The 9,953-nt window shown below is 71.7% G+C and carries 7 protein-coding genes and 1 pseudogene; 1 reads left to right on the top strand and 7 read right to left on the bottom strand.

Annotated elements, in window-relative coordinates; all coding sequences use genetic code 11:
- From B7X32_RS14175 to B7X32_RS14205, 7 genes are all read right to left on the bottom strand, one after another.
- A partial coding sequence (locus tag B7X32_RS14175) for an XdhC/CoxI family protein (protein WP_292720832.1) occupies nucleotides 1-1,337 on the bottom strand: 1,337 nt, incomplete at its 3' end.
- A gap of 261 nt (nucleotides 1,338-1,598) precedes the next feature.
- Complete coding sequence (locus B7X32_RS14180; RefSeq protein WP_292720834.1) at nucleotides 1,599-2,177, bottom strand: DapH/DapD/GlmU-related protein; 579 nt, start codon at nucleotides 2,175-2,177, stop codon at nucleotides 1,599-1,601.
- A gap of 47 nt (nucleotides 2,178-2,224) precedes the next feature.
- Nucleotides 2,225-2,989, bottom strand: a complete 765-nt coding sequence (locus tag B7X32_RS14185; protein ID WP_292720837.1) for a class I SAM-dependent methyltransferase — start codon at nucleotides 2,987-2,989, stop codon at nucleotides 2,225-2,227.
- 81 nt (nucleotides 2,990-3,070) lie between these two features.
- Nucleotides 3,071-3,898: a xanthine dehydrogenase accessory protein XdhC gene (xdhC, locus tag B7X32_RS14190; RefSeq protein ID WP_292720839.1), complete on the bottom strand. Its 828-nt coding sequence runs from the start codon at nucleotides 3,896-3,898 to the stop codon at nucleotides 3,071-3,073.
- A gap of 91 nt (nucleotides 3,899-3,989) precedes the next feature.
- Nucleotides 3,990-6,413, bottom strand: a complete 2,424-nt coding sequence (gene xdhB / locus B7X32_RS14195) for a xanthine dehydrogenase molybdopterin binding subunit (protein WP_292720842.1) — start codon at nucleotides 6,411-6,413, stop codon at nucleotides 3,990-3,992.
- Nucleotides 6,410-7,966 (bottom strand): FAD binding domain-containing protein, encoded by a 1,557-nt coding sequence (locus B7X32_RS14200; RefSeq protein ID WP_292720845.1) that lies wholly within the window; start codon nucleotides 7,964-7,966, stop codon nucleotides 6,410-6,412. The genes xdhB and B7X32_RS14200 overlap by 4 nt, the downstream gene beginning before the upstream one ends.
- Nucleotides 7,967-8,386: 420 nt before the next feature.
- Entirely contained in the window at nucleotides 8,387-9,142 is a 756-nt protein-coding gene (locus tag B7X32_RS14205) for an IclR family transcriptional regulator (protein WP_292720848.1), read from the bottom strand.
- A 443-nt stretch (nucleotides 9,143-9,585) separates the two neighbouring features.
- Between B7X32_RS14205 and B7X32_RS14210 the strand changes: the two are divergent.
- Nucleotides 9,586-9,953: pseudogene (locus B7X32_RS14210) on the top strand (hypothetical protein); the annotation flags it as partial.

Genomic DNA, 9,953 nt, shown 5'->3' on the forward strand with positions numbered 1-9,953 from the left:
GTCGCCGCCGTGCGTCTCGGGGCCGCCGCGCAGGTGCGGCCGGTCCGCGACACGTCGTCGTCGCGAGCCGCTGCCCCGGGCGCGGTCGCCTCGCCCGGGGCGGCGGAGGCGCGCCCCACGGGCGCCTCGCCCGGGGCGGCGGCCGCGCGCCCCAGGGTCCGTCCCGCGTCGTGCACATCGCCGGCGGTGTCGCGCAGCCGTGCGGGCGCGGCGGGGTGCCTCGCTGACGCAGGAGTGCTCCCGGATCCGGCCCGTGCGGCCGACTCCACGAGGATCAGCTCGGCGAGGATCGACACCGCGACCTCGGCCGGGGTCCGCGCGCCCAGATCCAGGCCGATCGGGGAGTGCAGCCGGCCGAGGAGCGAGGCGTCGAGCCCTCCCGCGCGCAGCTCCTGCACGCGCTTGTCGTGCGTCACGCGGGATCCCATCGCGCCCACGTAGGCGAGCTCGCGGCGCAGCGCGGCGTCGAGCACCGGCAGGTCGAAGCGCGGGTCGTGCGTGAGCACCACGACCGCGGTCCGGGCGTCGATGCGGCCGGCGGCGAGCTCCTGGGCGAAGTGCGCGGCGGGATGCATCAGCACGACCTCGTGCGCACCGGGGTGGCGGGCGCGGGTGGCGAACACGGGCCGCGCGTCGCACACCGTGACGTGCCGGCCGAGTGCGGACGCCGCCTGCGCGAGCGCCGCGGAGAAGTCGTTCGCGCCGTAGATGAGGAGCCGTGCCGGCGCCGCCGTCGACTCGATCAGCAGGCGCCGCACGACCGGGCACTCCGGCGTCGCACGGTCGGTCACGTCCACCACGTGCGTGCCGCCGGACCGCAGCGCCGCGCGGATCCGCTCGCCGGCGGCGGGCCCCGCCGCCCGCGCGAGCCCGTCGGGCAGCTCGTCCCCGTCGAAGGCGATGCAGAGCGCGTCGGCCCGGAGTGCGATCCCGAGGCCCTCCGCGATGAGGAGGGAGCCGGCGGTCGTGTCGTGCAGCGGCAGGTCGCGCACGAGGTGCGCGCGGCCGGCCGGTGCGGCCCTCAGGGTGCGCAGGGGCTGCACCAGCACGCGCACGTCGCCGCCGCACATCAGGCCGATGGAGATGCCGTCGTCGTCGGCGTAGCCGAAGGAGTGCAGCTCGGTCGCGCCGGACGCGAGGCACGCGAGCGCCGCGTCGACGACCGCGCCTTCGACGCAGCCGCCGGAGACGGATCCGATCGTGCGGCCGTCGTCGCGCACCGCCATCGACGTGCCGGCCGGACGCGGGACGGATCCGGACACCTCGACGATGGTCGCGATCGCCCAGCGATCCGGGTCGGCGAGGCACTCGGCGTACTCGTGGATGCGGTCCAGCATGGGGCACCTTCCTCATCCAGGTGCCGGCCATCGGCGCCTGATCAAGGGCGGTGCATCGGGCCTGTGCGGGGACGAACCCCGGGTCACAATCCACGGCGTCACCGCCTGGGATGCCCGGTAGATGGTTCTGCTGTCGCAACCCGCCTAGGCCTGCGTCGATTCTACGGCGGTTCCCTGGCGCACACAAGCGATTAGTCCGTCAGGTGGATCTTTGTTTCCGGCATGCGAAGGTTTTGGAATCAGCAGATCGCGGCATCCCGTTCACCAGCTGCGGAGCACGGATGCCTTCGGGCCGGCGACCAGGGAGCGGGCCGGGACGTCGTCGGCGACGACCGCGCCCGCCGCGATGACGGCGTCCCTGCCGATCGTGACGCCCGGCAGGATCGTCGCGCCCGCGCCGATCCAGACGTTTTCCTCGACGAGGATCGGTGCGCCGGAGAGGTACTGCCGCCGCTCATCGGGGTCGACGGGGTGCCCGACCGTGATGAACGTCGCCTTCGGCCCGACCATCACGCCGTCGCCCAGCCGGATGCCGGCGAAGTCGAGGAACGTGCAGCCCTGGTTGACGAAGACGCGCTCGCCGAGCTCGAGCCGCAGTCCGTGGTCGGTGTAGAACGGCGGATAGATCGTGAGGCGCCGCGGAAGGGGGCGGCCGAGGATCTCCTCGAGAAGCGCCGCGCGGCCGGCCTCGTCGTCGAAGGGCAGCAGGTTGAGGCGCGAGGTCAGCGCGCTCACCGCGAGCACGCGCTCGCTCATCGCGCGGAACTCCGCGCCCAGCACGCGCTCGCCGGCGGCGAGCAGCTCCGGATCATGGATCGGCAGGAAGCGGTCGCGCGTCATCCGGCAAGTATGCGGAGGGCCGCCGACATGCCGGCGGCGGCGCGCGGTCAGGACCGTCGTCCGCTGATGCTCGTCGCGCAGCCGAAGAAGTGCCGTCGCACCTCGACGTGCAGGCCGGGCTGCGACTGGAAGGCCTCGACGGCGCGGGCTCCGTCGCCGAATCCCGCGAGGTAGCGGTGCAGCATCCGGTATTCGGTCGGATCGGAGTGCAGCAGGGTCGCCGCGAGCGGGACCATCCAGCGCAGATAGGAGAGGTAGGCGACCCGCAGTGCTCGGCTGGTCGGCTCCGTGACGTCGATGAAGGCGAAGGATCCGCCCGGGCGCAGTACTCGCGCGACCTCGGCGGCCAGGCGCTCCAGCTGCGGGGTGTCGAACGTCTTCAGGCCGTACGCGCTGACCACGACGTCGAAGGACGCCCGCTCGGCCGTTCCGTTCAGCGCGTCCTCCTGGTGCAGGCGCACCCGTCCGCCGAAGCGGGCGCGGCTGCGGGTCTCGGCGTGCGCCATCATCTGCGCGGAGAAGTCGACCGCCGTGATCTCCGCCTGCGGGAGGCGGCGTTCGATCTCGGACCAGGTCTCGCCCCGTCCGCTCATCAGGTCGAGCACGCGACGACGGGATCCGGTCGCGCCGACCAGGCCGAGCAGCTGTCGCCGCCACAGCCTCGCGAAACCCAGCGAGAGGGCGATGTTCATCCGGTCGTACGAGGTCGCCATGCGGTCGAACAGCGTCCGCACGTCGTCGGCCTCGTAGAGCGCGGGGGCGGCCTCGGGGGAGGCGAGCGCGACGGCCGGCCGGTCCGGGATCTCGGTCATGGGACGACCATAGCGGAAGAACTGAACGTGTTCAATAAAGCTGGCGGAAGAGGCAGAAGAGGGCGCCTTCCCGATGGATCGCTACTCGGCCGCGGCGGCCTCGTCGATCAGTTGCAGGATCCGGGCCGCGACGCTCACCGCGATGACGGCGGGCTGCTTGCCGGCGACCTCGGGGATCCCGATCGGGGTCGTGACGCGGGCGAGGTCGTCGTCGGTCTGGCCCAGCTCGTGCAGTTTGCTGCGGAAGCGCGACCATTTCGAGGCGGATCCGATCAGGCCGATGGATCCGAGATCCGCCGTGCGCAGCGCCTGGTCGACGATCGCGAGGTCCTCGACGTGGTCGTGCGTCATGACCAGCACGTGCGCGCCGGGGGTCAGATCCAGGAGCGCCGCCTCGGGGACCGGCGCATGCACGACGCGCACGCGGGCCACGGCGTCGCCGAGCGGGCCGCGCTGTCCGGGGATCCCGATCCGGTCCTCGGCCAGCATCTCCTCCCGCGAGTCCACGAGCACGAGGTCGAGCTCGTGCCGGGCGAGGATGCGCGCGAGCTCGAGGCCCACGTGGCCGAGCCCGAACACGGCGACGGCCGGGGTGACCCGGATCGGCTCGAGCAGCATGGTGACCTCTCCTCCGCAGCACTGCACGCCGTACTCGGTGACGGCCTTGTCGCTCAGCGTGAGCGTGAGCAGCTCGGGTTCGGCGGACCCGTCGGCGAGCATCCGCCGCGCCTGCTCGATCGCGGTCTGCTCGAGGTTGCCTCCGCCGACCGTGCCGTGCACCGAGGCCGGGGCGACCACCATCTTCGCGCCGCCGTTGCGCGGGGCGTGGCCGCGGACGGTCGCCAGGGTCACGATCACGGCGGGGATCCGCCGCGACCGCAGATCCTGCAGCGCGTCCAGCCAGTCCACGATGCTCCTTCGTTGTTCTTCTTCCTCCGCGTCGTCCCCGTCAGCGGAGTCCATAGCGTGCGCTCACGGGGACGACTCGGAAGTGGGGTGGTCAGTCGCCGGCGGCGGAGACGAGCGGGCGGTCGGAGGCGGGGGCGCCGGGAACGAGCGCATCCGACGCGGGGGCATCGGGAACGGGGGCCCCGGCACCCGCCTCCTGGGCGGCGCGGACGGCCCAGAACACGGCCTCGGGCGTCGCTGGGGAGCCGAGATCCACCGAGTGCCCGGCCGGACCGAACGCCGCCACGGCGTCGCGGAGCGCCTCGCGGGCGCTGAACGCGAGCATGAACGGCGGCTCGCCCACGGCCTTGGAACCGTAGACGGCGCCCTCCTCGCGCGCGTTCTCGAACAGGCGCACGTGGAACTCCTCCGGCATCTCGGAGAAGCTCGGCAGCTTGTACGTCGACGCCGACTGGGTCTGCAGCCGGCCGCGGTGCGGGCCGTCGCTGGTGTCCCAGCGCAGCTCCTCGAGGGTCAGCCAGCCCACGCCCTGCACGTACGCGCCCTCGATCTGGCCGATGTCGAGCATCGGCGAGAGCGAGTCGCCCACGTCGTGCACGATGTCGACGCGACGCACCCGGTAGGCGCCGGTGAACTCGTCCACCTCGACCTCGGTCGCGGCGGCGCCGTACGCGAAGTACTTGAACGGGGATCCCTGCATGATCTCCGGGTTCCAGTGCAGGCCCTCGGTGCGGTAGTAGCCGGCGGCGAACAGCTGCACGCGCTGGAAGTACGCCGCCTTGACGACCTCGCCCCAGGAGACGCGGTTCACCGGTGCGCCGAGCGCGGTCACGAAACCGCCGCCGAAGCGCACGTCGCGCTCGTCGACGCCGAGCATGCGCCCCGCGACCTTCGCGAGCCGATCGCGGATCTGCTCGCAGGCGTTCTTCACCGCGCCGCCGTTGAGGTCGGCGCCGGACGACGCCGCGGTCGCCGACGTGTTCGGGACCTTGTCGGTGCGGGTCGGGGCGAGCCGCACCTGGTGCAGCTCGACGCCGAGCGCGGTCGCGGCGACCTGCAGCATCTTCGTGTGCAGGCCCTGGCCCATCTCGGTGCCGCCGTGGTTGACGAGGATCGAGCCGTCCTTGTAGACGTGGACGAGGGCTCCGGCCTGGTTGAACGCGGCGAAGTTGAACGAGATGCCGAACTTGATCGGCGTCATCGACAGGGCGCGCTTCACGTGCGGGCTCGAGGCGTTGAACGCCCGGATCTCCGCGCGGCGCGCATCGACCTCCGCCTCGTCCGAGAGCTGGCCCCAGATCGTCTCGAGCCGATCGGCGTCCTTCACGAGCTGGCCGTACGGCGTGCTCTGGCCGGGCTTGTAGAAGTTGCGCCGGCGCAGCTCGAGCGGATCGATCCCGAGCTGCGGGGCGACGCGGCCCAGGATGTCCTCGATGAGGAAGACGCCCTGCGGTCCGCCGAACCCGCGGTAGGCCGTGTTCGAGGTCTTGTTGGTCTTCACGATCTGCCCGTAGGCGTGCACGTTGGGGATCCAGTACGAGTTGTCCAGGTGGCAGAGCGCACGGCCGAGCACCGGCTCGGACAGATCGATCGACCAGCCGCCGTCGCAGGTCAGGGTCGCGTCGAGCGCCTGCAGCAGCCCTTCCTGAGAGAAGCCGACCTTCCACGCGATGTGGAACGGGTGCCGCTTGCCGGTCATCGTGATGTCCTGCGTGCGGTTCAGGCGCACCCGGACCGGTCGCCCGGTGAGCTTGGCGCCGAGGGCCGCGATCGCGGCGAAGCCGTGCGGCTGCATCTCCTTGCCGCCGAACCCGCCGCCCATGCGCAGGCACTGCACCGTGATCTCGTTCGCGGGTATCCCGAGCACGTGCGAGACCAGATCCTGGGTCTCCGTGGGGTGCTGGGTGGAGCACTGGATGAAGTACTGCCCCTCGGAGTCGCGGATCGCGAACGACGCGTGCGTCTCCAGATAGAAGTGCTCCTGGCCGCCGAACTCGGTCACGCCCTCGAAGACGTGGGCGGATCCGGCGAGCCCTGCGGCCGCATCGCCGCGCTGCACCGTGCGCGGGGTGCCCTGGAAGGACTGCGCTTCGAGGGCGTCCTGCACCGTGACGAGTGACGGCAGCGGCTCGTACTCGACCGTGACGCGCTCGGCGCCGAGGCGCGCGGCCTCCTGGGTCTCGCCGAGCACCCAGACCAGGGCGTGCCCGTAGAACATCGCCTCGCTCGGGAACAGCGGCTCGTCGTTGCGGATGCCCGCATCGTTCAGGCCCGGCACGTCCTCGGCGGTGAGCACGCGCACGACGCCGGGCACCTCGTAGGCGCCTGACACGTCGATCGTGACCTTCGCGTGCGCGTTCGTGGACTGCACCGGCCAGGCGGTGAGCACACCCGCGGTCTGCTCCGCGATGTCGTCGGTGTACATCGCCGCACCCGTGACGTGCAGGGCGGCGCTCTCGTGCGCGGCCCGCAGGCCGACGACGGGGTTCTCCGGGCGGTCGGCGAGAGTGCTCATGCCGACACCTCCTTCGACTCGATGACGGTCGCGCTGTAGAGCTTGAGCAGCGCGGTGTTGAGCATGAGCGAGCGGTACTCGCTGCTGGCGCGGTGGTCGGACATCGGAGTGCCCTCGCCGCGGAGGATCTCGGCGGCGGCCTTCACGGTGGCGATGTTCCACGGCTTGCCGATCAGCGCGGCCTCCGTGGCACGCGCGCGCAGCGGGGTGGCGGCGACGCCGCCCAGCCCGATGGTCGCGCCGGTCACGATGCCGCCGTCGATGTCGAGCGCGAAGGCGACGGCGACGCTGGAGATGTCGTCGAAACGGCGCTTGGCGATCTTGTGGAACGCCGTCGTGGTCGCGAGCGGCAGTGGGATCCTGATGGCCTTGATGAGCTCGTCGGGGCGCTTGACGGTCTGCCGGTAGCCGGTGAAGTAGTCGGCCAGATCGACCTCGCGCAGGACGACGCCGGATCCGCCCTCGGCCAGCGAGGCGAGGACGACGCTCGCCCGCAGGGCGAGCAGGGCCGGCGGTGTGTCGCCGATGGGGGAACCGGTGCCGAGGTTGCCGCCGAACGTGCCGCGGTTGCGGATGAGGCGCGACGCGAACTGCGGGAAGAGCTGTGCGAGCAGGGGGATCCGCCCGTCCAGGCGCTTCTCCACCTCGGAGAGCGGGAGCGCGGCGCCGATCTCGACGTAGCCCTCGGCGCCAGAGGCGACCTCGTCTTCGATCCTCAGGGTGCGCAGCTCGGAGAGCTGCTCGATCGCGACGACGAGCGGTGCGCGGCGACCGCGGATGTTCACCTCGACGCCCCAGTCGGTGGATCCGGCGACGAGCAGCGCCTCCTTCTCGTCCTGCAGGATCCGCAGGGCGTCGACGAGCGTCGCGGGCCGGACGAAGCGCGCCCCGTCGACCTCGGCGTCGGTCGCGACGGGCTCAGGGGCGGGCTGCGCGAGCCGCTGCTGCAGCGGGTCGTCCGCGTCGGGAGTACCGAGCGTGTAGGCGGCGTCGCGGATCGGCCGGTATCCGGTGCAGCGGCACAGGTTGCCGCTCAGCGCATGGAGGTCGAAGCCGTTCGGGCCGTGCTCCGGATCGTGGACAGGGCACGACTCGTCGGTCGCGTCGGTCGCGTCGGTCGCGTCGGTCGCGTCGGTCGCTGAGCCTGCCGACGCGGCTTCGACCGGGGTGCGGTCGGCCCGGTAGTACTCGCCCGCCATGCTGCACGCGAAGCCGGGGGTGCAGTAGCCGCACTGGGATCCGCCGGCCTCGGCGAGCTTCTCCTGCACGGGGTGCAGGCTGTCGACCGATCCGAGCCCCTCGGCCGTGACGACCTCCTGACCGTCGAGCGCGTACACCGGCACGAGGCAGGCGTTCACCGGGGTCCACGTGGTGCCGCCGTCGGTCGTCGGCGTGGCGAGCAGCATGGCGCACGCGCCGCACTCGCCCTCCGCGCAGCCCTCCTTGCTGCCGGAGAGGCCGCTGTCGCGCAGCCAGTCCAGGGCGGTGGCGTGCGCGGGCGTTCCCACGAGCGGGCGCTGTTGTCCGTTGACGGTGACGGCGATGTCAGGCATGGGTCTCCTCGGATCCGGCGACACGTTCGATCGCTTGTCCTAAGGCGATCGTGCCGCGTGGGCAGGGTCAGGACAAGGGATGTGCGGGGAAGGCGGCGGAGCGGTGCAGCCGGGTGGTGCGGAGGCCGCGCGCGCCCGGAACGGAGCACGCGGGGACGGCGGTCGCGTCCTGTCGGGCATCGCGCGGGGCGCGACGATTCGCACGGTTCGGCATCTTCGCCTCTCCTCGCCTTCAGCGATCCAGAAGTTTCCGAGATTCGGAATAGTGGTTCTGGAGCATGGAAAGCGTAAGACGGCGGATCCGTGCAGGTCAAGCCCGGCGGGTCATTGCGGCCCGAAGTCCCGCAGATGAGCGACGTTCAGGATCTCACGACCGCATCCACGGAGCGCGCTCGGGCTCGACGTCGGCCGGTGTGGGGCTCAGCGTGCGTTCGTCGCGGCCGAGATCTCGGCGACGACGTCGCGCAGTACGGGAATCGCCCGCTCGGCGAAGTCCTCGCCGACGCGCGACATCGGGCCGGAGACCGAGACCGCCGTGAGCACCGGCATGTTCGGCACCGCCATCGCGAAGCAGCGCACGCCCACCTCGTGCTCGCCGTCATCGACTGCGTAACCGCGCTCCCGGCTGGCGGCGAGATCGGCGAGCAGCTCCTCGATCGTGTCGAGCGAGCGGTCGGTCGAGTGCGGCATCCCGGCGCGAGAGATGATCTCGCGCACCTGATCGTCTCCGAGCTGCGCGAGGATCGCCTTGCCGACACTCGTGGAGTGCAGATGCGCGCGGCCGCCCACCTCGGTGAACATGCGCATGGCGTGCGGCGACGGCGCCTGCGAGACGTAGACGACGTTGTCGCCGTCGATCGTGGCGAGGTTCGCGGTCTCGCCGAGCCGGTCCACGAGGGACTTCAGCTGAGGCATCGCCATCTGGCCGAACTGGCGGTTCGCGACCTCGCCCAGGCGCACGAGCTTCGGGCCGAGCGCGTAGCGCCGGTTGGCCAGCTGGCGCGCGTACCCCTGTGAGACCAGGGTGCGCAGCAGGCGGTGGATCGTGGGCAGCGGCAGCTCCGCGGCGGCCGCGAGCTGGCTGATCGTGGCGTCGCCGCCCGCGTCCGCGATGAGCTCGAGCAGGTCGAAGACGCGGGAGACGGATTTGACGCCCGTGGAGCCCTCAGCGGCCATGCGGATCCTCTCGGCTCTGATCCGGGCGCGAGTTATCCGCATGCCGGAAGGATGATTCCCGAGCAGAGTATCCCACGAGGGGCCCCAGGTGGCCGACGCCGCCCTCCGCAAGGCACAGGCCGCCCGTTCCCTGCATGGCTGAGCCTCCTCGGCGGGGCGGCCGGGTTCACCGGGCTGACTGGGCTCGGCGGGCTCAGCGGGGTTCAGCGGGGTTCAGTCGGGTTCAGCCGGCTCCGCGGGTTGGTCGGGGTCAGCGCGCTCGGTGGGGCGGTCGGGTTCAGTGGGTTGGCCGGGCTCACCAGGAGCCTTCCCATCTCCGAGTCGTCCCTGTCAGCGCACGCTATGGCGTGCACTGACAGGGACGACTCTAGTTGAGGGAGTTTATTGCGCTGATCTGGTGAATTCGGGGTGGGAATGTCGGTGGTCCGGTGTTGACTTGGGTCATGACGAACTCGGCGGGCACGGTGGTGGATCCTGGGGTCGACCCGGTGGATCCTGTCGCGGTGCTGCGCGTGCTGCGGGAGGGTGTGGCCGCGGCCGAGGCGTCGATCATCCGATTCCAAGCGCTCCGGGACGCGCAGCTCGCCGCCGCGCAGCGCGTCGCCGAGGAACTCGCCGCCCGGGACGCCGGTAGCGGGGCGGTGCGGGGTGAGGCGGTGGAGATCGCGACACGCAGCGTGGCGGCGGAGTTGGCCGGGGTGCTGCGCATGTCGGATCGGGTGGTGCAGGGCCGGATGGCGCGGGCCGCGGATCTGATGACGAAGTTCCCGGAAGTCATGCGGGCGTTCACGCAGGCGCGGATCAACGCCGC

It is taken from the genome of Microbacterium sp. 13-71-7, from assembly GCF_002257455.1.
GTDB lineage: Bacteria > Actinomycetota > Actinomycetes > Actinomycetales > Microbacteriaceae > Microbacterium.

What these genes read in the sequence shown, in the direction of transcription:
- B7X32_RS14180 (WP_292720834.1), bottom strand. Translation starts at nt 2,177, where the DNA reads ATGACGCGCGACCGCTTCCTGCCGATCCATGATCCGGAGCTGCTCGCC.
- B7X32_RS14185 (WP_292720837.1), bottom strand. Translation starts at nt 2,989, where the DNA reads ATGACCGAGATCCCGGACCGGCCGGCCGTCGCGCTCGCCTCCCCCGAG.
- xdhB (WP_292720842.1), bottom strand. Translation starts at nt 6,413, where the DNA reads ATGAGCACTCTCGCCGACCGCCCGGAGAACCCCGTCGTCGGCCTGCGG.
- B7X32_RS14200 (WP_292720845.1), bottom strand. Translation starts at nt 7,966, where the DNA reads ATGCCTGACATCGCCGTCACCGTCAACGGACAACAGCGCCCGCTCGTG.
- B7X32_RS14205 (WP_292720848.1), bottom strand. Translation starts at nt 9,142, where the DNA reads ATGGCCGCTGAGGGCTCCACGGGCGTCAAATCCGTCTCCCGCGTCTTC.